Source organism: Aminobacterium sp. (assembly GCF_034926885.1).
Classification (GTDB): domain Bacteria; phylum Synergistota; class Synergistia; order Synergistales; family Aminobacteriaceae; genus Aminobacterium.
On sequence record NZ_JAYFQR010000007.1, the window covers coordinates 83,453 to 109,815 of the forward strand.

General features: G+C 42.9%; 17 protein-coding genes and 1 tRNA gene. All 18 read left to right on the forward strand.

Features of this window, described 5'->3' with window-relative positions; all coding sequences use genetic code 11:
* The first annotated feature begins 20 nt into the window (after positions 1-20).
* On the forward strand, positions 21-1,859 hold the full coding sequence (locus VB083_RS04860) for a TIGR03960 family B12-binding radical SAM protein (RefSeq protein WP_323401813.1): 1,839 nt from the start codon (positions 21-23) through the stop codon (positions 1,857-1,859).
* Positions 1,856-2,470, forward strand: a complete 615-nt coding sequence (locus tag VB083_RS04865; RefSeq protein WP_213691626.1) for a DUF2344 domain-containing protein — start codon at positions 1,856-1,858, stop codon at positions 2,468-2,470. The genes VB083_RS04860 and VB083_RS04865 overlap by 4 nt, the downstream gene beginning before the upstream one ends.
* Positions 2,470-3,969, forward strand: coding sequence for an Rne/Rng family ribonuclease (locus tag VB083_RS04870; protein WP_213691640.1), 1,500 nt, complete (start codon positions 2,470-2,472; stop codon positions 3,967-3,969). The genes VB083_RS04865 and VB083_RS04870 overlap by 1 nt, the downstream gene beginning before the upstream one ends.
* A complete protein-coding gene (gene smc, locus VB083_RS04875) occupies positions 3,944-7,360 on the forward strand; it encodes a chromosome segregation protein SMC (protein WP_323401814.1) in 3,417 nt (1,138 codons plus the stop codon). The genes VB083_RS04870 and smc overlap by 26 nt, the downstream gene beginning before the upstream one ends.
* On the forward strand, positions 7,348-8,088 hold the full coding sequence (locus VB083_RS04880) for a tRNA1(Val) (adenine(37)-N6)-methyltransferase (protein WP_213691624.1): 741 nt from the start codon (positions 7,348-7,350) through the stop codon (positions 8,086-8,088). Before smc ends, VB083_RS04880 begins: the two co-directional genes overlap by 13 nt.
* A 4-nt stretch (positions 8,089-8,092) precedes the next feature.
* Positions 8,093-8,920: a 16S rRNA (cytidine(1402)-2'-O)-methyltransferase gene (gene rsmI, locus VB083_RS04885; protein ID WP_213691623.1), complete on the forward strand. Its 828-nt coding sequence runs from the start codon at positions 8,093-8,095 to the stop codon at positions 8,918-8,920.
* Positions 8,921-8,936: 16 nt separating this feature from the next.
* Positions 8,937-10,868, forward strand: coding sequence for a methionine--tRNA ligase (gene metG, locus VB083_RS04890; RefSeq protein WP_323401815.1), 1,932 nt, complete (start codon positions 8,937-8,939; stop codon positions 10,866-10,868).
* Between the two features lie 83 nt (positions 10,869-10,951).
* Positions 10,952-11,737 carry a TatD family hydrolase gene (locus VB083_RS04895; RefSeq protein WP_213691621.1) on the forward strand — a complete coding sequence of 262 codons (786 nt, stop codon included), beginning with the start codon at positions 10,952-10,954 and terminating at the stop codon, positions 11,735-11,737.
* A complete protein-coding gene (gene tgt / locus VB083_RS04900) occupies positions 11,737-12,873 on the forward strand; it encodes a tRNA guanosine(34) transglycosylase Tgt (protein ID WP_213691620.1) in 1,137 nt (378 codons plus the stop codon). The genes VB083_RS04895 and tgt overlap by 1 nt, the downstream gene beginning before the upstream one ends.
* A complete protein-coding gene (locus VB083_RS04905; protein ID WP_307879493.1) occupies positions 12,845-13,831 on the forward strand; it encodes an L-threonylcarbamoyladenylate synthase in 987 nt (328 codons plus the stop codon). The genes tgt and VB083_RS04905 overlap by 29 nt, the downstream gene beginning before the upstream one ends.
* A 58-nt stretch (positions 13,832-13,889) precedes the next feature.
* A tRNA-Leu gene (locus VB083_RS04910) sits at positions 13,890-13,977 on the forward strand.
* A 150-nt stretch (positions 13,978-14,127) separates the two neighbouring features.
* Positions 14,128-17,745: a DNA-directed RNA polymerase subunit beta gene (gene rpoB / locus VB083_RS04915; RefSeq protein WP_307879492.1), complete on the forward strand. Its 3,618-nt coding sequence runs from the start codon at positions 14,128-14,130 to the stop codon at positions 17,743-17,745.
* A gap of 3 nt (positions 17,746-17,748) precedes the next feature.
* Complete coding sequence (gene rpoC / locus VB083_RS04920) at positions 17,749-22,761, forward strand: DNA-directed RNA polymerase subunit beta' (RefSeq protein ID WP_213691618.1); 5,013 nt, start codon at positions 17,749-17,751, stop codon at positions 22,759-22,761.
* Positions 22,762-22,902: 141 nt separating this feature from the next.
* The gene (locus VB083_RS04925) at positions 22,903-23,175 is read left to right on the forward strand and encodes a ribosomal L7Ae/L30e/S12e/Gadd45 family protein (protein WP_213691617.1); all 273 of its coding nucleotides are present in this window, start codon (positions 22,903-22,905) and stop codon (positions 23,173-23,175) included.
* Positions 23,176-23,203: 28 nt separating this feature from the next.
* Positions 23,204-23,575, forward strand: a complete 372-nt coding sequence (gene rpsL / locus VB083_RS04930; RefSeq protein WP_213691616.1) for a 30S ribosomal protein S12 — start codon at positions 23,204-23,206, stop codon at positions 23,573-23,575.
* A gap of 29 nt (positions 23,576-23,604) precedes the next feature.
* On the forward strand, positions 23,605-24,075 hold the full coding sequence (gene rpsG, locus VB083_RS04935) for a 30S ribosomal protein S7 (protein WP_213691615.1): 471 nt from the start codon (positions 23,605-23,607) through the stop codon (positions 24,073-24,075).
* Positions 24,076-24,127: 52 nt separating this feature from the next.
* A complete protein-coding gene (fusA, locus tag VB083_RS04940) occupies positions 24,128-26,194 on the forward strand; it encodes an elongation factor G (RefSeq protein ID WP_213691614.1) in 2,067 nt (688 codons plus the stop codon).
* Between the two features lie 30 nt (positions 26,195-26,224).
* A partial coding sequence (locus VB083_RS04945; protein ID WP_323401817.1) for a GTP-binding protein occupies positions 26,225-26,363 on the forward strand: 139 nt, incomplete at its 3' end.

Consider the following 26,363-nt stretch of genomic DNA (forward strand, 5'->3'; position numbering starts at 1 on the left):
TTTTTGTTGGGAGGAATTATATGAAATTCCCTGAGTTTGAGGATGCGCTGTGGCCTCTTTTGGCACAGGTTTCCCGTCCCTCGCGCTATGCTGGTTGCGAGTGGGGACCGGTAAAGCCTAAAGAGCCAGATCCATCTCTTGTGCGTTTTTGTTTGGCCTTTCCTGATGTGTATGAAATAGGAATGAGTTACGTTGGTTTCCAGATACTTTATAGCCTTCTTAAGCATCTTCCACGGGCTGATGTGGAGCGTGCCTATTGTCCGTGGATTGACATGGAGGATCTGTTGAGGAAAAACAATCTGTTGCTTGGCTCTATAGAGACAGATCGTCCTCTATCTACATTTGATGCCGTAGGATTTACCCTTCAATATGAATTAAGCTTTACTAATATATTAACAATGCTTGATTTAGGAGGAATCCCTCTCTATTCAGAAGAGAGAGGGGAAAGTGACCCTATTGTTTTTGCCGGGGGGCCTGGGGCTTTAACACCAGAACCAATAGCGCCTTTTATTGATGCTTTTTGTCTTGGGGCAGGAGAAATTACACTTCCCCAGATGGTTGATGTGTTAGCTGAAACAAAGGGGCTATCGAGAGATGAACGCTTATTGGCATTGTCAAGGATAGAGGGAGTTTATGTTCCTTCTCTTGTGGATGTTACCTATGGAGAAGAGGGAGTCTCTTTTTCTTCTGTTCATCAAACATTGCCTATAAAGCGGCAAGTGATACAAGATTTTCGTGGTGCTTTTTACCCGGATAGTCTTATTGTTCCTGCCGCAGGAATTGTTCATGATAGAGTTCCTGTGGAAATTTTCAGAGGATGCACGCGAGGATGTCGCTTTTGTCAGGCAGGTATAATTTACCGCCCAGTGCGAGAACGTACCCCTGAAGAAATAAAAGAAATAATACAACGACTTGTTCTTGCCTCAGGTTGGGAGGAGGTTGGCCTGGTTTCGTTAGCCTCGTGTGATTTTTCTGGCCTCAACACATTGCTTAACGATGTTGCACCTTTCCTTGACGAGAAAGGTGTAAAACTGAGTTTGCCAAGTTTAAGAATGGATTCCTTTTCAGTCGATTTAGCTGCGAACCTTGAAATTATGCGTCGTGGCGGTTTGACTTTTGCTCCTGAAGCGGGTACGCAGAGACTTAGAGACGTTATTAATAAGGGAGTAACAGAAGAAAATATTGATAATTCATTGAATGCTGCCTTCAACCATGGTTGGAATAGAGTCAAATTGTATTTCATGATGGGGCTTCCTACCGAAACAGAGGAGGATTTAAAAGGAATTATTGATATTGCTCTTCACGCTTTGTCGATTGGTAAGGCATGTAAAAGAAATGTAAATATTGCTGTTTCAGTAGCTGGTTTTGTCCCGAAGGGGCATACGCCTTTCCAGTGGGAACGACAAAACTCTATTGATGAACTTCGAGAAAAAGGTCAGTTTTTAAAACATCAAATCTATAATCGCCGTGTGTCATTAAAGTATCATGAGCCAGAGCAGACTTTTCTTGAAGGTGTCTTTGCCAGAGGCGATCGTCGCTTGGCAAAAGTTATTGAAAGTGCATGGAGAAAGGGTGCTCGATTCGATGGGTGGAGTGAAACTTTTTCCCTTCAACGATGGTTTAGTGCTTTTGAAGAAAACGATATAGATCCTCTTTTTTATACAACATGTCAAAGATCTCATAGTGAGCATCTTCCCTGGGATCATATTGATACAGGGGTATCTCGTGCATTTTTATGGTCGGAGCATGAAAATGCAGTAAAAAAGCAGCTTACCCCAGATTGTCGTTGGTCTCACTGCCATGGATGTGGTTGGCAAAATAATGGCTGCCAGTGGTCTAAAGGGGGATCGTTACTATGATTCGAGTAAGGCTTACCTATGCCAAAAGGGGACGGGGATGTTTTATCCCCCATATAGCTATGCCCCAGCTTTTGTATAGATCAGGACGAAGAGCAGGTTTAGTTTTTGCTTTGACAGAAGGGTTTACACCAAGACCTCGAATAAGTTTAGGTCCTGAACTTCCAGTAGGTGTTGTAGCGCTTGCAGAGCCTGCTGATATGTGGGTTGATTCTTGGAATGACGATTTTTTATATCAGTGGAATAGCTGTATTCCAGAGGCTTTTACAATAACAGGTGCACAGATTTATGAAGGACCTTCTTTAAGTAAAAGCTGCGATGCATCGGGGTATTTGCTGTCTTTTCGTTCTCCTTTGAATTTTGATAGATTTGTTGATGATGTGGAAGAAGGAATATTCTTGCCTCAGAAGATAATGCATAGTTCCAGAGATGGAGCTTTTTTAAAACTTGTTTTAGGCTCGCCTTTTGCTTTTGGCGCGGGTTCTTTGGTGAAAAGAATAGTTGAGGCTGACTATGTAAAAGGCTGGCCTGATGTGCATCTTGTCCGTACCGCTGTGGGGGTATGGAACGGAACAGATGTTGACCCTGTAGTTCCTCAGGGGGATGTTATATGATGACAGACAGAAAAATAATTGCTAACACTTTAGATCCTGAGGAAATGAGGGTTGCCATCCTTGAAAAGGGGCGGCTTGTTGATATTTTCGTAGAACGGATGTGGGAACGTCAGAAAACAGGTGAAATCTATAAGGCGAGAGTTGATAGTGTTTTACCTGGAATCCACGCTGCTTTTGTAAATTTGGGCGATGGACGTAACGCTTTCTTATATTTGAATGATGCCAAAGGTCTTGATTTAAAGCCTAATTTGGAAGTGGTTGTTCAGGTTGTTAAGGCAGCTCGAAAAAATAAAGGTGCACGAGTGACCTCCAGAATCTCTTTGCCTGGTCGTTATCTTGTTCTGGTTCCCGATGGACAGGAAACAGGTGTTTCTAAAAGAATATCGAATGAAGACGAACGAAAGCGTCTTCGCTCCATTGCCAAAAAGCTGAGAGAAGAAGGAGAAGGCTTTGGTGTAATTATCCGTACAGCTGCGGAAGGAGTAGAGGAAGAAGCTCTTTTTCACGACTTGCATGTTCTCTTGGATTTGTGGAATGAAATTAGCCACGAAGCGGAGGTCCAGACAGCTCCATGTCTTATCTATAGAGACATAGGTCTTGTTGGACGTGTGCTTCGAGACGAGTTGACTGGAGACGTTGGGGAAATAGTAATAGATAGTGAAGAAGAATTTCATAAAGTTAATGAATATTTGAAACGCATTATGAACGGTAAAGAGCCTGATGTTAATTTATATGAAGGAAATTCCCCTATTTTTGATTTTTATGGAATCGAGAGAGAGTTAGAAACGGCTCTTGATCGAAAAGTATGGCTTCGATCTGGTGCGTATCTTATTATTGATCATACAGAAGCTCTCACTGTCATTGATGTAAATACAGGAAAATATGTGGGAGATACTGACTTGCGCCATACAGTTCTTGATACTAATTTGGAGGCTGCTGATGAAATAGCTCGCCAACTTCGACTGCGAGCTATTGGCGGAATTGTGGTTATTGATTTTATAGATATGGAATATGAAGAAGACAGGCAGAAACTGCTTCATAGACTGGACGAAGTATTTCAGAACGATCGATATAGAGCAAGGATTTTTGGAGTATCTCAATTAGGCCTTGTTGAAATAACTCGAAAGAGAGCTCGCCCAGATGTGCGATCCGTTATGACCCGTGGATGTCCTTTCTGTGGAGGGTATGGCTGGGTCTTGAAAGAAGACACAGTAGCTATGCATGTCAAACGTTTTTTGAGAAAAGTAGCTCTTTCGAACAAGTCAGAGGCTATGCTTTTAGAAGCACACCCTGCTATTGCTCAATATATTGCAGAAACGTATCTCCCCTTATGGGAAGAAGAGTTGCAAAGACGTATCTTCATAGTAGCGGCTTCAGAATTTGCTTGGGAAAAGTTCAGGCTTGATGTTCAGGGGCCAATAGACATAGTAGAGCGTCGCGTAGAACAAATGGAGCAGTGGGAGGCTCAGATTCGTGTTTATCGAACGACTTCGTCTTAAGGGGTTTAAAAGTTTCGGTGGAACTCACGAACTAACCTTCTCTCCTGGTTTTACAGCTATTGTAGGTCCTAACGGTAGTGGTAAAAGCAATATACTAGATGGGCTGCGCTGGGTACTTGGAGAGGGTAGCCCTACGTGTCTTAGAATAACGAAACAAAGTGATCTTCTTTTTCAGGGGAGCATAAGTCTTCAGCCTGCTACATCAACGGAGGTAGCTCTTTCTCTTAGAGAAGATCCGAAGATTTGTACCATAAAAAGAGATTACGCCTCTGATACTGGATCGGTTATTGCAGTAGATGGAATGCGGATTCGCCTGCAAGATTTAGAGGATGTGAAACGTCAGTGGCATTTAGAAGGCGAACGTTTTTCTTTTATTGGCCAAGGTGAAGTGGCAGAAGCAATTCATCAGAGGCCGATGCAAAGGCGGGCTGTATTAGAGGCTCTTTTTGGCATTGATCAATATCGTAAAAAGAGAGAAGATGCGAGCCAAAAGTTAAAATCGGCGACAGAAGAATTGACGCGTTTAGAGACTTTAGTTTTTGAATTAACAACTCGTCGTGATGAAATTGCGCCTCTAGTTGTTATCGCTGCGAAGGCTCGGGAGCTTTTAGATGAGCTAGAAGAAAAACGTCGTTATTACTACTTTTCCCGACGTGCCTTTTTAGAGAGAAAGCTATCTTCATTTCAGTGTCATATTGATGCGTTGGAAAGACGTAAAAACAGGGCTTGGGAATGGCAAAACATTTGGGAAGATGGTTGGGCTCATTATCAAGGTCTAGTAGAAGCTTATGAACGTCAGCAACGAATGATGTCTGAAAGAATAGCTTCTTTAAGAGTGCAGAGAGAATCGCTGAAACGTCAGTGTTTTACAACGGCTCTTTCTGTAAAATCAGCTCGTGAACATCTTAGAACTCAAGATAAAGAAAGAAAAGGTGTTCAACAGGCTCTTAAAGGAGTTCAAAAAGAGGCATTCGATGCTAAAAAACAGTATGAAACAGTACTCTCTTCCTTGCAAGATAAGGAAAAAGCGGTCTTAACTCTATCAGGGGAACTTTCGGATCTCCGCTCTACTGTTCAGACAGAGCGAGAACTCCGGCAGAAAAGTATAGATGAACACTCTCAAATGGAGGAAACAGAAGTAAGACTTCGTTCCCGGTTACAGGCCAGACAAGAGCGACTTGAGAAGAACGCCAGTGAGATGTCAATAGCAAATGAAGCTTTGTTGCAGATAGAGAAGGATATTGAAGAGGGCAAGGAAAAGTTTGATTCTGTTCAAATAGCCCATAAGAAGGCGACAGAACGACATGGAGAAGCTTATAGTCAGTGTCAGCAGTTAGCTTCTTCACTATCACAACTTAAAAAGAATGTAGGAGCATTAGAAAATCAGCTTGATACACTACTCGAAAATACAGAACAGCGACTTTATCCGGAACCTGTTCGAGTAGTGCTGGCTGCGCAGAAATTAGGGAAATTGCCTCTTAAAGTGAAAATGGCTGCGGAGTCTTTTTCATGTGAAGAGAGGCTCGCTTCGTGTTTAGAAGCCTATCTAGGTGGGCGTCAGTTTTGGCTGTTTGTCCAATCCTTTGAAGATGCAGCACAGGGAATAGAGCTGGTAAAAAAGAAAAAGGCAGGGCGTGTTACCTTTCTTCCTCTAGAACGTTGCCATCCGCGTTGCCCCGATTATACAGTCAGACTCCCCCAGAAGGGAATAGTAGGATGGGCTACAGAACTTATTTCGCCAGATCCTTTTTGGGAAATAGCCGTTAAACATCTTTTAGGTGATCTCCTTATTGTGGAAGAATACAGCGTAGGAATGGCTCTCTCACGAGAAGGAGCTTCTTTTCCCATGGTGACACTTGATGGTGATGTTTTTACTGTTGGAGGAAGCGTAAGCGGTGGAAAATTTCGTAAATCAGGAGGAGCCATTGAGAGGCGTCTTCAAATTGAAGAATTAGAGAAAAATCTTAATATTCACAGAGAAGAACTTAAAAAAATTGTTGCACTTTTGCAACAGGCTGAAGATGAAGAACGGCTGGCTGCTGAAGATAAAGAGCGGTGGAAAAAAGAGGAGCAAGAAATGGCAAAACAACTTTCCTCTATTTCCTTTAAGCTTGATCGTCAAAAAGAAGAAAAAGTGCGTTTGGAAAATGAATATTCCCTGTTAGTTAAAGAAGTTAAACAAATAAAAGAAGAACATGAAAATATTCAATATCAAATTAAAAGGCTAGAAGAAACAATAGCTTCTTTTGGCGATTTGCCAGACGAAACAGAACTTGAGCAGAAACTTGCCATAGAAAAGGGAGAGGAAGCAGTCTTTCGTGAAAAAGTAAAATCTATTAAAACTCTCATAAGTCGTATCGACTTAGAGATTGCTCAACGTAATGAAAAGCTACAATGGATTAATGATGATATCCAAAAAGCGGCCATTAACATAGAGAACAGTTTTTCTGCACTTCAGGTTCTGGGAAAGAACTCTTTTAAGCTGTGGCAAGAAAAGCAACAAATAGTTTATAGCTGTGAAAAACTTCTGAAAGAAAATACTGATTTCACTCAACGAATAGCCCTTCTTTCGCAACGTAGTGTACAAGCACAAAAGAGAGTTCAAGTTGAAGAGGAAAAATTAAAAGATTGTCAACGACAAATAGATTCTGCACAAACTGAACTCAACCAGATCATTTCTTTATGGGAAGATACATACCATTATCCAGAAACTGATTATGTAATATCGGAATACGAAGAGGAAAGCTTTGCAAGTGTAAGACGTCTTGAAAAGAAAGTTCGAGAACTGGGAGAGTATGACCTAGGTGTTCTTTCAGAAAATGAATCGTTGCAAAACAGGTTAAAATTTCTTTCAGAACAGATAGAAGACGTTCATTTAGGCATAAAGGAGTTAAAAGCACTTATTCGAGATACGGATGAACGTGTAGGAATCTTGTTTGGAGAGGCCTTAAAAAGCACTGATGAACGCTTCAATTCCTTGTTCCAAAGACTTTTTGGCGGAGGGGAAGCTCACCTAGAATTAGAAGAAGGCCTTTCTTTGTGGGAAGCGGGTGTGGATATTTTTGCTCGTCCTCCCGGTAAACGTTTGCAAAATCTTACACAGTTATCAGGTGGAGAGCAGTCTTTGACCGCTATAGCCTTGCTTTTTGCAACGATGGAAGTAGCAGAAGTCCCTTTAGCTATTCTTGATGAGGTTGACGCTGCTCTGGATGAGTATAACCTCTTGCGTTTTGTAGATTTGGTTACTGATTATGCAGCAAACATGCAAATATTGGCAATGACTCATAGACGAAGTACCATGGAACGGGCGGATGTTCTATATGGAGTAACTATGGATGAGCCCGGACTTTCTAAAGTGATAGGAGTACATCTTGACGAATGGACGGAATAAAGATAACAAGAGACAATGTTCTTTACGGAGCTTTAAAGGCGTGGCAGCCAGTGGATGGGCCTCGCGTTACAGTTGATACTATTCTTCTAGCGTCCTTTGTAAAAGCTCGTAAAAAAGATAAGATCCTTGAGTTTGGTTGCGCAACAGGAGTGATTTCTCTTCTGTTGGCGCTTCGCTTACCTGAGGTGCCTTTTATAGAGGGAATAGATATACAACAAGATCTGATTAACCTAGCAAAGCGAAATGCCCAAGAAAATGAGTTAGATAAGCGTACGCTTTTTTCTGTTGGTGATTTGCGTGCAATTAGAGAGATGTATGCTCCCCAATCTTTTGATATAGTTGTGACGAATCCTCCTTACGACGAATCTGATAGAAGTCGGTGGAAGGATTCGTTTAGTGATGCAACAGCCCGACACGGTCTTTATTGCTCCTTATTAGACGTAGTGAAGGCAGCTCGTTTTATATTGAAAAATAGAGGTCATCTTTTTATGGTTTTTAGAGCGCAAAGAGCAGCCGAAGTTGTTTCTACTCTCGTTAATGAGAAGCTTGAACCTAAGCGTATACGAATGGTTCATCCTTACCCAGGGAAAAAAGCCACGGTTTTTTTAGTTGATGCAGTTCGTTCTGCCGGAAAAGGCGTGATAATAGAGCCACCTCTCTATATTTACGATGAAAAAGGAAACTTTACGCCTGAACTTCTTGCCGCTTATTCTTTAGAGAGGGAGTGACAATATGTCTCTTTATGTAGTTCCTACTCCTGTAGGAAATCTCGAAGATATAACATTGCGAGCCATAAAAGTGTTGAGAAATGCAGATATTATTGCTTGTGAAGATACTCGAAAAACAGCGATACTTTTGCAACGTTATAAAATCCATGTTCCGACAATTTCATACTATGCTCATAACGAACAAAAGCGAACAGATCAGCTTGTGGAAAGGCTTAAAAGAGGAGAAAATATTGCTCTTGTTTCTGATGCCGGAACGCCAGGAATATCGGATCCTGGAAGTGTCCTTATTCGGGCAGCTATCGCTTGTGATGTAGAAATCGATGTCCTTCCGGGAGCAACAGCCTTTGTACCAGCTATTATTCAGTCGGGATTTGAAACACATCCTTTTACTTTTTACGGGTTCCTCCCAGATAAACAGGGAGAGCGCAGAGCAGCTCTTGAAAGTTTAAAATCTCATGTGTACTCGCTTATTTTTTATCTGTCACCCCATAAAGCGAAAAAACATATAGCAGATATTCTTCAAATTTTCGGGAACCGACCAGCAGCTCTTGTGAGAGAAATAAGTAAAATTTATCAAGAAGCGCGTCGATCCACTCTTGAACTTCTTTTGCGGCAAATCGAAGAAGAAGGAATACGCGGAGAACTTGTTTTAGTAATAGATAAGCCATCGCTGAAAGAATTTGATGATGATCAGTGGAAAAAAGAAGCTGAAAATATGCTAGCAGATGGCATGACCCAGAAAGAAGTTGTAAATTTTATAATTCTGCATTATCCTGTAGCGAAAAACACGGTAAAAGAATGGATTATTCGCTTGCGACAGAAAATAGATTGATAAGGGAGGAACAACGATGTCAGAAAAAAGTTTTTATATCACCACGCCTATTTATTATGTCAATGACATCCCTCATATAGGACACGCTTACACAACAATTGCAGCAGACGTTATGGCTCGTTATCGACGTATGACGGGATATGATGTTTTCTTTTGCACAGGGACAGATGAGCATGGACAAAAGATTCAGCAGAGTGCTGAAAAAAAGGGAATGACGGCTAAAGAACTGGCTGATAAGACCATGGAGAATTTCCGTAGGCTATGGGAAGTTCTCAATATTTCCAATGACGATTTCATTCGTACAACAGAGGAACGTCATGAAAAAGTCGTTCAGGCTATTTTTAAAAAATTGATGGATCAAGGAGACATTTATAAAGGAACATATGAAGGATGGTATTGCGTTCCTTGCGAAACATATGTTCCCGAGAGCAGCATGGGAGAAAACAAAACCTGCCCTGACTGTAAACGTCCTCTTCAAAAAATGGAAGAGGAAAGCTACTTTTTCCGTGCCTCCAAGTATGCAGATCAGCTTCTTGAATATTATGAAAAGAATCTCAAGGCCGTAATGCCAAAAAGCCGCTATAACGAGATTGTCAGCTTTATCCGTAGTGGCGTTCGAGATCAGTCTGTTTCTCGAACAAGCATTAAATGGGGTATTCCTGTTCCTGGAGACGAAAAGCATGTTGTCTATGTGTGGTTTGACGCTCTCATCAACTATTTGACGGCATGTGGATATATGAAAGACGATGAAAAAATTCGTAAATTTTGGCCAAATGTCCACCATTTAGTAGGCAAGGATATAATTCGTTTCCACTGTGTGATTTGGCCCATAATGCTTCTGGCTCTTGGCCTGAATCCTCCAGTGTCAGTTTTTGCCCATGGCTGGTGGACTGTGGAAGGCGAGAAGATGTCTAAATCTAAGGGAAATGTAGTTGATCCTTTTGAGATGGCCGATGTTTATGGTGTTGATCCCTTTAGATATTTTGTTTTGCGAGAAGTTCCCTTCGGACATGATGGAGATTTCTCTGAACAGGCAATGGTTCAGAGAATTAATTCAGATCTCGCCAACGACTTGGGGAATTTATTAAACAGAACCCTTCAGATGGTAAAGAATTTCAGAGATGGTGTTATTCCTGCACATAGAGATTTTGAGGAAGTTGATAAGGAGATTGAAACTCTCATTCAGACTACTTTCTCTGATGTTGAAGAACGCATGTCGAATTTTGCATTTGACGATGCATTAAAAGTCATCTGGGCTCTTATTCGAAGAGGAAACAAATATATAGATGAGACTATGCCTTGGAAACTTGGCAAAGAAGGTCCGCAGGAACGTCTTGACACGGTTTTCTTTGTTTTGGCCGAAATACTTCGTGCTACTGGCCTTCTCGTGGCTCCCTTTATGCCGTGGACAGCGGAAAAACTATGGAAACAGCTGGGGCTTGAAGGGACACCTGAAAAGCACAGAATTCCAGCCTTCTCTTTTGGGAGTTTTCCTGCAGGGACTCTTACTACAAAGGGAGACGTTTTGTTTCCTCGTATAGATATAGCTAAATGGAAAGAAGAAAAGGCAGAACGCGAAGCTAAAAAAGGGAATGCACCAGATCCGGGGAATCACGAAGAGCAAATTCCTATTGATGATTTTGCAAAAGTAGAGCTTCGGGTAGGGAAAATTGTTTCTGTTGAGGAAATTCCCAAAGCGAGAAAACTATATAAGTTGCTTGTGGATCTCGGATATGAAAAGCGTACTATTGTCTCTGGTTTAAAAGAGCATTTCACCCAGGAAGAGTTGTTGGGAAAAAGAATAATCGTTGTTGTAAATTTGAAACCTGCGAAACTTTGTGGAGTAGAGAGCCGAGGGATGCTTTTGGCGTGTGGTCCGGCAGATAAGTCTGTTTTGGCCCTTCTTACGCCTGATAAAGAAATCCCCTTGGGGTGTCGCATCAGTTAGTTTTTATGACAACAGGAGATATGTTTATCGGGTTTCTCCTGAGGAGAAACCCGATATTTTTAATGATGTAAGGTGTGGTTAAAGTGTCTTATTTAGTTGATACGCACTGTCACTTAAATTCAGAAGATTATAATAGCGATATGGAGCAAGTTATTCAGCGTGCATATGACCAAGGTTTGCGAAGAATGCTTGTTGTGGCTGGAGATATTCCTACGAGTCAATGGGCCATAGACCTTGCTGAGCAGTACCAGTCGTACGGTCTCTTTGCTGCCGTTGGTGTACATCCGCACGATTCGTCAACAATAAAGGAAGGAATTCCTCAAGAGCTTTTTTCGATGGCGCAACATCCCAAAGTATTGGCTATTGGCGAAAGTGGACTTGATTATTTTTATGATCTTTCCCCTCGCGAAATACAAAAACAATCCCTTCTTTGGCATATTGAGCTGGCAGAGAAAGTAAATAAACCATTGATTCTCCATGTTCGAGATGCCTTCGATGATCTCTTCGATGTTCTTGACGAAAGTGGAAGATCTCATTTTTATGGTGTGATACATTGTTTTTCAGGGGATACAGAAGAGGCGCAACGAGCACTTGAATTAGGCTTCTACCTTTCTTTTGCCGGACCTGTAACGTACAAAAAAAATCAAGAATTACGTGATATTGTTGCCGCTATTCCTATAGAGAGGCTCTTGTGCGAAACAGATTCCCCTTGGTTGGCTCCTCAGCATCATCGAGGAAAGCGTAACGAGCCTGCATATGTGTCAGAGGTGTACGACATGGTTGCAAAATGCAGAAAGATTGATGTAGAAGAGCTGAAAAGCATTCTATGGCGCAATTCCTGTGCGCTTTTGGGATGGGGGGAAATGTAATGTTCGAGTTTAAATTACAGGCACAATGTCCCGTTACAGGTGCCCGAGCTGGCGAGTTCATAACACCTCATGGCATTATTCGTACACCAGTCTTTATGCCAGTGGGAACCCAGGCAACGGTTAAGGCCATGGCCCCATTTGAATTGGAGGAAATAGGGGCACAAATTATTTTATCGAATACATACCATCTCTATCTTCGTCCTGGAGCGGATATAGTTGCAGAAGCTGGCGGACTTCATCCCTTTATGGATTGGCACCATCCCATTCTTACCGATAGTGGGGGGTTCCAGGTCTTTTCTTTGGCAACTTTGAATAAAGTAACAGATGAAGGTGTGGAGTGCCAGTCACATATAGATGGAAGTCGACATCTTATGAATCCTGAATGGTCTATGGATGTGCAGCAGAAGCTAGGCAGCGATATCGCAATGTGTTTTGATCAGTGTTTGCACTATCCGAGCACTAAAGAAGAGGCAGAAGCAGCTTTAATACGAACAACTGCGTGGGCTAAACGTTCTAAAGCTGCTCATAGTCGTGAAGATCAGGCATTATTTGGTATCGTTCAGGGCTCGGTATTTGAAGATCTCCGCAGACGTTCTGCTGAAGAAATTACATCTATTGACTTCCCTGGATACGGTATAGGAGGACTTTCTGTAGGAGAACCTCATCATATCATGTACGAAATGCTAGAGGTGCTTCAGCACGTTATGCCTTCCAATAAACCACGATATCTTATGGGCGTGGGGCATCCTTCCAATCTTGTGGAGGGTGTGGCTCGAGGTGTAGATATGTTTGATTGTGTTTTGCCTACTAGAAATGGTCGCACAGGTACAGTTTTTGTATCTACGGGGAAGATTAACATAAAAAATCAGATTTATGCACGAGATTTTACCCCTCTAGACCCTACATGTGATTGCTATGTATGCCGTCATTTTACAAAGGCATATTTGCGTCATCTATATAAAGCGGGAGAAATTTTGGCGGCAAGACTTTGCAGCTGGCATAATTTAAGGTTCTTAATCAGACTTATGGAAGAGGCCAGGGAGTCAATTTTGCAAGGAACATTTCCAGCTTTCAGAAAACGTTTTATTGATACTTTCCATGGAGAGGGTGACAACGTTGAAGACTCTCGTTTATAAGGTTGAGCGTTGGAATCCTGAACCCAATATTATAGATGAGGCAGCTCAGGCCATACGGTCTGGTAAATTAGTTGCTTTTCCCACCGAAACTGTATATGGGTTGGGAGCTAATGGTTTGGATGACGTTGCTGTGCGAAGTATTTTTGCAGCAAAGGGCAGGCCAGCAGATAATCCTCTTATATTGCATTTCGCATCACCAGACGCTGTAGACAACGTAGCGTATGTCAATGAAAGAGCTCGCTTATTAATGGATGTATTTTGGCCTGGTCCGCTTACTCTTGTACTTCCTGTCAAGCCTATTGTTCCTCACTCAGTTACAGCGGGATTAGAAACGGTAGCTGTTCGTATGCCATCTCATCCTGTTGCTATGGCGCTTATTAAAGCGGCTGGAGTTCCGATTGCAGCTCCCAGTGCCAATAAAAGTGGTCGCCCAAGTCCGACTGAAGCTGCATCTGTTTTATCAGATATTGGAGATGGGGTAGACATCATTTTGGATGGAGGCGCTACTGATGTAGGTCTCGAATCTACCGTCATTGATGTAACTGGGCCTTCTGTGGTGCTTCTTCGCGCAGGTGGAATGCCAGTGGAGCGCATAGAAGAAGTTGTTGGCGATGTCGTTCTTGTTCCCGGAGAAGCAAAGAAAAAGAGATCTCCAGGAACACGTTATCGTCATTATGCTCCATTAGTCCCCCTTCTTTTATGGAAGGACGATTCAATTTGGCAAAGTAAAGATGTATCCGGTAAAAAAATTGGATATATAGGTATAAAAGAGCCGCCAGTTACTGTCCCTGAAAAAATAATATTCAAGAGTCCCGAATATTATGCCCACGGTTTATTTGCGGCATTTCGAACTCTTGAGAAAAAAGATATCGATATTATCGTTGCAGAGTGGCCAGAAAGAGTAGGAATTGGTCTTGCTCTGAGAGACCGTTTGTGCAGGGCTGCTGGTCAAGAGTAGCAAAAAAAGCTTGCCAAAGCGGCTGGCCCTTGCTACAATTACCGTCGTGATAAGAGAAGCCGGGGTGGCGGAATTGGTAGACGCGCTAGATTCAGGTTCTAGTGGGCATTTAGCCTGTCGGGGTTCGAGTCCCCGCCTCGGCACCATATATATAGTTTAAGACTTGCAATATGTGCCTTATAGAGGATATAATAAGGGGCTGCGTTGTGTCGTTGACATAACGCGCCCTTTTTGTTATCTTTGTTCTTCGTCAACATTATTTCCCCCATATCTTTTACAGGGAGGTCATAACGCGCATGGCCGAGTTTGTTCCCGTGGGCAGAAGGCGGCAGAGGTTAACTTTCGGACGTGCCAGGGATCTTGTAGAGATTCCTGACATGATAGAAATCCAGCGTAATTCTTATGATTGGTTTTATCAGAAGAGTTGCGATGCGGATTCGAGGAAGTTGCAGGGATTGGAAGAACTTCTTCATGAAGTTTTTCCTATAGAAAGTTATGATGGGGCTTTTGCTCTTGAGTTTGTCCATTACTTTGTGGATGATCCTTCTGGAGATGAAGAAGAAGCCCGACAGAGAGACTTGACATGGTCTCAACCCATACGTGCTACTATCAGGCTTACCAATAGGAAGACCAAGGAGATCAAGGAAGAAGAGATTTTCCTCGGAGATTTTCCTATTATGACCGATAGGGGCACCTTTATTATTAATGGAACGGAACGAGTAGTTGTTAATCAGCTTGCTCGTTCTGCTGGCGTTTATTTTCATAAGGAAGAAGACATTCCTGGACAAGAGACTTACTCTGCGAAGATTATTCCAGATCGTGGAGCGTGGTTGGAGTTTAGTTTAAGTCCTGGAGACGTTCTTTCTGTGAACATAGACAATAGGAAAAAGCTTCCAGCAACAATTTTGTTGAAAGCTTTTGGCGTATCGAGTAACGAAGAGATACTCGAAATGTTTGGCGCAACAGTAATAGAGGTAGATTTAACGGAAGAAGATGTTAAGGGTCGACTCATTGCAGAGACGATAGTCGATGGGGAAGGCAATGAAATAGTAGTTAAGAATGACAGATTGACGAAAGAGCATCTTGAAGCATTGTGGAGTCAGGGAAGAACAAAAGTTCACGTCTGGAGCGTAGATCCAGCTATTGCTGCAACTTTGGAGCGTGACAATACTGTTGGCAGTGACGATGCTGTACTTGAGATGTTCCGTCGTCTTCGCCCCAATGAACCAGCACGGGTAGAGAATGCCAGAGAGTATGTGTATAGTCTGTTCTTTGATACACGAAGATATAATTTGGGCAGAGTTGGACGTTACAAAATAAATCGACGTTTAGGTCTTTCTATTCCTGAAGATAACAGGTTGCTCACTCTTGAAGACATTCGTCGCATTATTCTGGGTGTCATTGAGCTTCGCAACCCTGAATCGGAAGATGACGATATCGACCATCTTGGAAATCGAAGAGTTCGTTCTGTCGGAGAGCTTCTTCAAAACCAGATCCGTATAGGCTTGCTTCGTATGGAACGCATTGCTAAAGAACGAATGACGACTGTACCAGACTTGGAATCAGCAATGGCAAGAGATCTCATTAACGTTCGCCCCATTGCAGCGGCTATTCGAGAATTCTTTGGTTCAGGACAGCTTTCCCAGTTTATGGATCAGACGAACCCTCTCGCTGAGGTAACTCACCGTAGGCGTCTTTCGGCGTTGGGACCTGGTGGTTTGAGCAGAGAAAGAGCCGGATTTGAAGCTCGAGACGTTCATCATACTCACTATGGAAGAATATGCCCAATAGAGACGCCAGAAGGACCAAACATTGGCTTGGTTACATCTCTGGCTACCTATGCGAGGGTCAATGAATATGGCTTCTTGATGACTCCTCGGCGCAAAGTTGTAGAAGGAAAAGTTGCCAAAGAAATCGAATATCTTTCAGCCGATGAAGAAGACAATTTATATATTGCCAGAGCGAATACTCCAATAGATGAAGATGGTTATTTGGAAGAGGAATGCCATACGCGTTATCGTGGAGATATTGAACTTATCCCTAGAGACATGGTGGATTATCTCGACGTCTCGCCTAAACAGATTGTTTCTGTTTCAACGGCTCTTATTCCTTTCCTCGAGCACGACGACGCTAACCGTGCTCTTATGGGATCAAACATGCAACGCCAGGCTGTACCTCTTATTCAACCAGATGCACCGCGAGTTGGAACAGGAATTGAACATAGAATCGCGAAAGACTCAGGTTCTTGCGTTGTCGCATCTGAGAATGGAGAAGTAGCTTACGTTGATGCTGATCGTATAGAGGTAAGGTCAGAGCGTGGTATTCACGTATACCCCTTGGTGAAATTCCGAAGGTCTAACCAAGGAACGATTATTCATCAACGTCCCTCAGTATTGAAGGGAGAACAGGTTAAAAAAGGCGATATTATAGCAGATGGCCAATCTGTTGATAACGGAGAGCTCGCTTTGGGAAGAAATGTTCTTGTTGCGTTCCTTCCTTGGGAAGGATACAACTACGAAGATGCCATTCTCCTTAGTGAACGTCTTGTTAAAGAAGATTTCTATACATCTATACATATAGAAGAATATGAAATAGAGGCACGAGACACCAAACTTGGACCAGAAGAAATAACCCGCGACATTCCCAATGTGGGAGAAGATATGCTTAAAAATCTCGATGAAGATGGCATAGTGCGTGTCGGAGCCGAGGTTAATGCGGGTGATATTCTCGTTGGTAAAGTAACTCCTAAGGGAGAGTCTGATCAATCCCCGGAGGAAAAACTTCTCAGAGCAATATTCGGAGAAAAAGCGAGAGAGGTAAGAGATACGTCTCTTAAAGTTCCGCATGGTGCTCGTGGAAAGATTGTTGCTGTAAAGCGCATGACACGAGAGAATAACCCAGATGCATTGAGCCCTGGTGTCAATGAAGTCGTTAAGATTTATGTTGCCCAGCTTCGTAAAATAACAGTTGGTGACAAAATGGCAGGTCGACACGGAAACAAAGGTGTTGTTTCTCGTATTCTTCCAGTAGAAGATATGCCTTACTTGCCAGACGGAACTCCTTGTGACATTGTTTTGAACCCTCTGGGTGTTCCTAGCCGTATGAACCTGGGGCAGGTTCTTGAGACCATTATGGGATTTGTGGCAATGAACAATGGATGGCATGTGGCGACACCAGTTTTTGAAGGTGCTCAAGAAGGAGAAATTTTTGATCTTCTCGATAAATTGAGTAAAGAAAAATATCCTGACTTAACGTCAGACGGTATGATTACTCTCTATGACGGACGAACAGGAGAGCGTATGGAAAAGAAAGTCACAGTTGGATGTATGTATATGCTCAAGCTCATTCACCTTGTTGACGATAAAATCCACGCTCGTTCGATCGGTCCTTACAGTTTGATAACTCAGCAGCCTTTGGGTGGTAAAGCTCAGTTTGGTGGTCAGCGTTTTGGAGAAATGGAAGTTTGGGCCCTTGAAGGATATGGAGCGGCTCACATACTTCAGGAAATGTTGACTGTTAAATCTGACGATATACGAGGTCGTCTGAAGACATATGAGAAGATTGTAAAAGGACAAAACTTGGCGAAGCCCGGTGTTCCTGAAAGCTTCCGTGTTCTTGTTAAAGAATTACAGGGTTTAGTGCTAGATGTTGAAATTAAATACAGCGACGGAACCATTGGCGAATTGGTTATGGATGATGAGGATGAAGATGGAGCACGTCGTTCCACTTCAGAGACTGTAGGCGTAAAAGAGAAGGAAGAAAAGCCACAAGAACCTCAGAAATCTGAAAAAGTAGAGGAAGAAATCGCCGATGAAATGGAAGTTGTCGTTGATGAGAAAGAAGTAATGTCCGAAAACATGCTTTTTGAAGATGTGTTTGAGGAAAGTAATGATGACCCGGAAGGGGCTGAATAATAGATGAGCCAAAGAGAAATAGTCGGGGTACGTATTAAGCTGGCCAGCCCAGAACGGATCAGAGAATTGTCCAGTGGTGAAGTTAAAAAGCCAGAAACTATTAACTATAGAACACTTCGCCCTGAAAAAGATGGACTTTTCTGTGAGCGTATCTTTGGCCCCACAAAAAGCTATGAATGTGCCTGTGGCAAATACAAGCGAAGCGGTCCAAAGTTTAAAGGTATCATTTGTGACCGTTGTGGTGTAGAAGTTACCGATAACCGTGTTCGCAGAGAGCGAATGGGCCATATCGAGTTGGCTGCGCCTGTTGTGCATATTTGGTATCTCAGAGGCATTCCGAGCCGCTTGAGCCTTCTTTTGGGTACAAGCACAAAGGATTTGGAAAAAGTTGTCTATTTTGCTCCGACGCGTAAACGAGAAGCGGCGTATAAGGTCGTCATGGAAGGACGACGTCCTGATTTAGCTCGACGGGGAGATGTTATTTCAGAGAGCGAAGTACGCATTCATTCGCACTACGATTCTAAAATCAAGGCTGAAGAGGCATATCGCATTATCAGCGTTGATGAAATTCCTGTGAATGAGGGCGATGTTCTTTCCGCTCAGCAGGTTTCAAGATATAAGACAGAGTATGGAGATAGTCTCTTCAAGGTGGAGCCTGCTTTTGAATTTGTATCTGTCCCTGAGAATCTTGATTTTGTTCCAGGAGATGTTATTTCTGCTTCAGAAATTGAACGTTTGCAGAAACTGGAACTTAATTTTGATGTTAAACGCGCAGTTGTCAATAATCAGGAAACTTTTGTAGTTACTGCGGCGGCGAAATTACCCTTTACAAAGGGTGATGTTGTTTCAGCTACGGAATTCCAAATGTTCCATGAAAAATATCCTGGACGCTTTATGGCTCAGGTAGAGACGGTAACAATAGAGGATCCTTGTTATATTGTTATCGAAAAGGGATCGTCTCCCTTTAACGCCTGCGATATTATTATGGAGCGGGAAGAATACTTATGTGCTGCCTACGATAAGAAATTCAGTGCTGGTATAGGTGCAGAGGGTGTTCGTACACTTTTACAGAAAACTGATTTAGATCTTCTTTGTGCAACTTTACGAGAAGATGTTTCTGAGAGTACAGGGCAGAAAAAGAGAAAGCTTATTAAAAGACTTCAGGTTTCTGAAGATTTTAGAAAAAGTAAGTCCCAGATAGATTCCATGGTTTTGGAAGTTCTGCCTGTTATTCCACCAGATCTTCGTCCTATGGTGCAACTTGATGGGGGTCGTTTCGCCACGTCTGATTTGAATGATCTTTATAGACGTGTAATTAATAGAAACAATCGTCTTAGAAAGTTGCAGGAGTTGCGGGCTCCAGAAATTATTATTCGCAATGAGAAAAGAATGTTGCAGGAGTCAGTCGATGCTCTCATTGACAATGGTCGCATGGGGAAAGCTGTTTTAGGAGCTGGAAATCGTCCATTGAAAAGTTTGACAGACTTGTTAAGAGGTAAAAAAGGTCGTTTCCGTCAAAACTTGTTGGGTAAACGTGTCGACTATTCAGGGCGATCCGTTATTGTTATTGGTCCTCAACTGAAGATATATCAGTGTGGATTGCCAAAGCAGATGGCTCTTGAGCTTTTCAAGCCTTTCGTAATACGACAGCTTGTTGAGCGTGGATTGGCACCTAATGTTAAGAGTGCAAAACGTCTTATTGAACGAGGTCGAGAGGAGATTTGGGGGATTCTTGAAGATATTATTAAAGATCACCCTGTATTGTTGAATCGAGCTCCGACACTCCATAGATTGGGCATCCAGGCTTTTGAGCCAGTCTTGATGGAAGGAAAGGCAATACGTTTGCACCCATTAGTTTGTACGGCTTTCAACGCAGACTTCGATGGAGACCAGATGGCTGTTCACGTGCCTCTTTCTCTTGAAGCGCAGGCAGAAGCACGACTTCTTATGTTATCTGCCAATAACTTGCTTTCACCTGCTAGTGGCAGACCTATAGTAACTCCGACACAGGACATTATTCTTGGTATTTATTACCTGACTGATTTACGCGACGGATTAAAAGGTGAAGGCGCGTATTTCTCAGATATTGAAGATGTACTCATTGCTTTGAACCATAAGGTGGTTCATTTAAATGCTCGCATTCGTTTGAAGAAACAGATGGAGTGGAATATCGACAACGATGACGAACATTGGTTTGAAACTTCTCCAGGGCGGGTTCTTTTCAATAGTATTCTTCCTGAGAAGTTGCGTTTTATTAATAAACAGCTTGGCAAGAAGGCTATAGGTAAGCTGATCGATGATGCATATGATGTCATTACTCGAAGTGAAATTGTAGGGATGCTCGATGGCATAAAGTCGTTAGGCTACCATTGGTCTACTGTTAGCGGCATTAGTTTTGGAGTTCAGTCTATCATCATTCCTCCTGAAAAGAAGGAAATAACAGAAAAAACTGTTGTTGAAGATGACGAATTAAAGTCAGAATTCGAAATGGGCATATTGACGCAGGAGGAGTACCTTTACCGAAAGGAAATACTGTGGTCTGATGCGTCACGTAGAATTTCCGATAATATTCTTGACCATATGGCCCATGAAAATCCGATTCGCATGATGGTTGATTCCGGTGCGCGAGGAAGTAAGAGTCAGATGGGACAGATGGCAGGTATTCGAGGCTTGATGTCTGACCCGTCAGGACGAATTATCGACTATCCTATTACTGCAAACTTCCGTGAGGGAATGAATATGTTGGAATACTTCATTTCTACCCACGGAGCGCGAAAAGGTTTGGCCGATACTGCCCTTCGTACTGCTAAGTCTGGTTATTTAACTCGTCGTCTTGTAGATGTTGCTCAAGATATCATTGTTACGCACCATGATTGTGGCACAAATAAGGGTGTAGAAATCAGGCCTATGCTTCAAGACGGTAAGGTTATGATCTCTCTTGCTGAACGTATCGCAGGCAGAACATCACTTTATGATCTCTACCATCCTGAAACGGGGGAAATTGTAGTCGAGGCTGGAGAGCTTATAACACCTAAACTAGCAGAGACTATAGATAAACTTGGTTTCTCCTCTATTTGGGTACGGAGTCCATTGACGTGTACCCTCAAACAGGGTGTGTGCCAGAAATGTTATGGTATGGACCTTGCTACGCGAAAAGAAGTTGCCATTGGAGAATCGGTTGGAGTAGTTGCAGCCCAGTCCATAGGCGAACCGGGAACACAGCTTACAATGCGGACCTTCCACACAGGAGGCGTTCGTATGACGGGTGAAGACATTACTCAGGGTCTTCCTCGAATAGAGCAGCTTTTCGAAGTCCGTCGTCCTAAAAAAGTTTCTTACCTTGCCGGAATTGATGGCCGGGTGCAAGAAATACGTGAGATGGAAGGCAAAAGAAAAGTTATTATTACTTCAGATGAAACAGGCAAGGAAGAGAAGGTTACATACAGTATCCCTTCATCTCAGCATTTGCTTGTAGAAGAAGGTCAGACAGTTGGAAAGAGCGATCGTCTTACCGAAGGGAATGTTGATCCTCAACAACTTCTTGAAGTGGAAGGTATAGAAGAGGTTCAGCGCAGTCTTGTTGACGAAATACAGGGTGTTTACCGTTCTCAGGGTGTTTCTATAAACAACAAGCACATCGAAGTTATACTTCGGAAGGTTGCACCAGTTAACCGTATTAGAGTTGTTGAAGAAGGGGATACATCCTTTGTCGCAGGTGATTTAGTCTGGACAGATGAAATAGAAAATGAGAATGAAGCCATCCAGAAAGAAAACGAGAAAAATATTATGGAGGCTACACGTATTTTCTCAGGGCGTATAGTTAAAAATATAGTGGCAAATCGTTTGAATGATGCGATTCTTCAATATCAAAACAAGCCACTTACAGAAGATGCTATCCGTACCCTTCTTCGACCGGGTTATCTCATCTCCCAGATTGTTTTAGAGGGCGATAAAGGAAAAGATCTCATCCTTGTTATAGGGGAAGCCGCTTTTAGAAAAAGAATGGAAGGACTTGAACTTATAGAACCTTTCGAATCTCAGGATGGCAAAGAGATCGTAGCTGGAACGATTTTAAGTCCTGGACATTTGGGGATTATTACAGCTGGGGACCCCGTCTCAATCTGTGTTCGAGACAGTGAGGCCATAGAGAAGCTTGTCGATAGTGCCTATTTAGCAGAAGATATTTGTGTTGGCGGTGACGTTATGGCTGAAGGAGACCGTATCTTTACGCAGGAAGCTGCCAAAGTATGTCTTGAACACGATATCGAATCTCTGAAATTATGGCACTCTGTTGAACGTATTTCAGTACTTGATGCATTGCAAGAACGTCTCATGAATAAAATTTGGGGACGTCCTTTGACTCAGGCCATAGACGGAGAAGGCAATGCTTTGACTGATGTGTCTCAAATGGTTGATGCTCGAATTATACGTGGTCTCGTCGATGCTGAAATTGCAGCAGTAGATCTTGAAGGTGAGATCCTAACGAGGGATAAAGTTTTACTTGAGCTGTTAAATGATCTGGCGTATGGAAAAGTGATTTTAGAGCCTGTTTTTGATAAAAAGGGAGAAAAATTGGTAGATAGCGGACAAGAGATTAACCGTGCTATGATTGATCTTCTTATGAGATCCAATGCGGAAGAATTTGTTGTTCGACCAATTTCGGCTCGCTCAGATGAAAAACAGCTCATATGGAATGTCACTTTCGTGCGCAAACTGAGAGAAGGACCGAAATGCAAACCGTTCGTTCATGGAATTACCAAGGCTGCTTTAGCCACCGATAGTTTCTTGAGCGCCGCTTCCTTCCAGCAGACAGCTCAGGTTTTGGCAGGAGCTGCTGTAAAGGGAGACATAGATCCGCTGCAGGGATTGAAGGAAAATGTCATCATTGGACATTTAATTCCTGCAGGGACTGGAGTTGAATGGTTTAAAGATGTAGATGTCGTTCCCGCAGATCGAAGTGATAAAATAGATAAATCTTCAGTTTCATCAGAAAAAACATCTAATATAGATGAATAAAATATGGTATTTTTAGTACATTCTATGCTATTTGTGTAGTTCTATCTCAAGCAGATAAAGAGCCCTGCAATGTTCGTTCTTGACATAAGTCGGGGCTCTTTGTTATTATTCCTTGGTGCTTTCTGCACTGGAGGGTTTATTATGCCTTTAAACGAGTTAGCTACTCATTTACGGGTTGTAGGAGAGAGAGAGGTTCGTCGAACACTTCATTCCAAACGTCTAAAAAAACTTTTTATTGCTCGTGATGCCGATGTAGAAAGAGTAAAAGATATTTTACTAGAGGCAGAGAAACAGGGAGTATCGGTAGAGTGGGCAGACGATAAAGTAAAATTGGGACGCGCCTGTGCTATAAGCAGAAGTGCATCAGTAGCCGGAATTACCAACATTCTTTCTGAAGATAAGGGTGTCGGTTGAAAATAAAAATCTGGAAGGAGGGAGTTTCGTGCCAACAATAAATCAGCTTGTTCGTCAAGGGCGTAAAGATAAAAGACAGAATAGTGACTCTCCGGCATTGCAGGGGAATCCAGCGCGACGTGGAGTTTGCACCCGCGTATATACTGTTACGCCTAAGAAGCCGAACTCAGCTTTGAGGAAGGTTGCTCGTGTTCGTCTTACCAACGGGATAGAGGTTACATCATATATCCCTGGAATCGGGCATAACCTTCAGGAACACTCCGTAGTCCTTGTTCGCGGAGGTCGAGTAAAGGACTTGCCTGGTGTGCGTTATCACATCATACGAGGAACCCTCGACTGCGGTGGCGTTGAAAATCGAAAAAGAGGGCGTTCTAAGTACGGAGCAAGAAAGCCCAAGTAGGAAGTAGTACGTGAGGAGGGATTGTCACCATGCCGCGAAAGGGGCATGTTAAAAAGCGTCAGAGTTTATCTGACAGTCGTTTTGGAAGCGTTGCGGTATCAAAGTTTATTAGTAGTCTCATGAAAGGCGGAAAGCGAAGTGTTGCTGAAAAAGCCTTTTATGGTGCTCTTGATATTGCTGGGGAGCGTCTGAATGCAGAGCCCTATGAAGTGTTCCAGAAGGCCATGGACAATGTAAAACCACTAGTTGAGGTTCGTCCTCGCCGTGTTGGTGGTGCTACATACCAGGTGCCAGTAGAGGTTCCTGCAGAACGCGCTGAAGTTCTGGCTATTAGATGGATCGTTTCATTTGCCAGATCGAAAAAAGGGATGCCGATAGCAGAGCGTCTTGCTAGAGAACTTATGGATGCCTATAAAGGTGAAGGCAGTTCTATTAAAAAAAGAGAAGACACTCATAAGATGGCAGAAGCTAACCGTGCCTTTGCTCACTATCGTTGGTAATGAGTTGCGTCCCTAAAATAATTAATTTATTCCATGCTTGGTGGTGAAATATATGCAACAAAACGTAGAAATGAGAAAAATAAGAAATATAGGTATTGCTGCTCATATTGACGCAGGCAAAACCACGACCACTGAGCGTATCCTGTTCTACACTGGACGTAACTATAAGATGGGTGAGACTCATGAGGGGTCTGCCACAATGGACTGGATGGAGCAGGAGCGCGAACGGGGTATAACAATTACCTCTGCTGCTACAACGTGTATGTGGCGCGATTGTTTTGTCAATATCATTGATACGCCCGGCCACGTGGACTTTACCGTAGAAGTGGAGCGCTCAATGCGTGTTCTTGATGGTGCAGTTGCTGTTTTCTGCGCTGTTGGGGGAGTAGAACCCCAGTCTGAAACAGTGTGGCGTCAAGCCGATAAGTATCACGTTCCACGTATCGCTTTTGTCAACAAAATGGACCGTGTAGGTGCTGATTTTAGCCAGGTCGTTACAGGAATACGCAAACGTCTTGGTGCAAAATCAGTGGCACTTCAGTTGCCTATAGGTGCGGAAGATCAGTTTTCTGGAATCATTGACATTGTGCGTATGAAAGCTTTTCTTTATCAGGATGAGCTTGGAACTACGCCTGTCATGGCTGATATTCCCGAAGAACTCTCAGAAGAAGCGCAGGCAGCTCATGATCAGATGATTGAGAGTTTGGCTGATTTTGACGAAGCAATTATGGAAGCCTACCTTGATGGACGGGATGTGCCGGAAGAAACTATTCGTAAAGCTATTCGAGAAAATACGATTGCTCTGCGAATCGTTCCAGTTTTATGTGGGAGTGCTTTTAAAAACAAGGGAGTACAGCTTTTACTTGATGCTGTAGTAGATTATTTGCCGAGTCCCTTGGATTTACCTCCAATTAAAGGAACTGATCCCAGAACTGAAGAAGTAGTAGAGCGTCATAGTGATATGAACGAGCCTCTTACTGCTCTTGGCTTCAAGATTATGGTCGATCCTTTTGTTGGTCGTCTAGTCTTTACAAGAATCTACTCCGGTAAGCTTGTTAAAGGAGAAACAGTTTACAATCCTTCAACAAAGGCCAGAGAAAGAATCGGCAGAATTTTACGAATGCATGCTAATAAGAGAGAAGAGTTGGATGAAGCAGGCGCAGGAATGATTGTCGCTTTACCTGGATTGAAAGCTACGAGAACAGGCGATACTCTGTGTGATGAATCCAAACCTGTAGTTCTTGAATCTCTTCAGTTCCCAGAACCAGTTATTTCGCTTGCAGTTGAGCCTGCAACGAAGAACGATAAAATCAAGCTGACAAAGGGCCTTGTTGCTCTTGCAGAAGAAGACCCCACATTCAGAGTCAGAACAGATGAAGAGACGGGGCAGACTATCATTTCTGGTATGGGAGAACTTCATCTTGAAATTATAGTAGATCGTCTTAAGAGAGAATTTGGTGTGGATGTTAAAGTTGGACGTCCACAGGTCTCTTACAGAGAAGCAATACGCAAGCCATCACGTGCCGAGGGACGTTTTGTCAGACAGTCTGGTGGCCGTGGCCAGTATGGACATGTTGTTTTTGAAATGGAGCCTTTGGAAGAAGGAAAGGGCTTTGTTTTTGAAGACAAAATTGTTGGTGGTGCTGTCCCTAAAGACTATATTCCAGCCGTTCAAAAGGGACTTGATGAGGCCATCAATAATGGTATACTTGGCGGGTTCCCTGTGATAGGTGTCAAGGTCTCTCTTGTTGACGGAAGTTATCACGAAGTTGATAGCTCGGAAATGGCCTTTAAAATCGCGGCATCCATGGGATTCAAGGAAGCTATGAGAAAAGCGAGTCCCGTTCTTATGGAGCCGATAGTGTCCGTTGAAGTTGTAACTCCGGAAGATTATGTCGGAGATGTCATAGGGGATATTTCATCTCGTCGCGGACGAATTGAAGGTATGGAAACAAAGGCAAACGCAAGAATAGTGCGCTCCTTTGTGCCATTAGCTGAGATGTTTGGATATGCAACAGATTTGCGGAGTAAAACTTCTGGACGTGCTACATATTCCATGCAGTTTGATCACTACGAGCAGGTTCCCGCAGAAGTTGCTGAAAAAGTTTTGAAGGGTTAATAACTAGCCTTTTCAGGGAGGGAGACTAAAATGGCAAAAGAGAAGTTTGAAAGAGCGAAGCCCCATCTTAACGTGGGAACGATAGGACACATAGACCACGGAAAGACGACGCTGACAGCAGCGATCACAAAATGTTTGTCGACGAAGGGCTGGTCGAATTTTGAGGCGT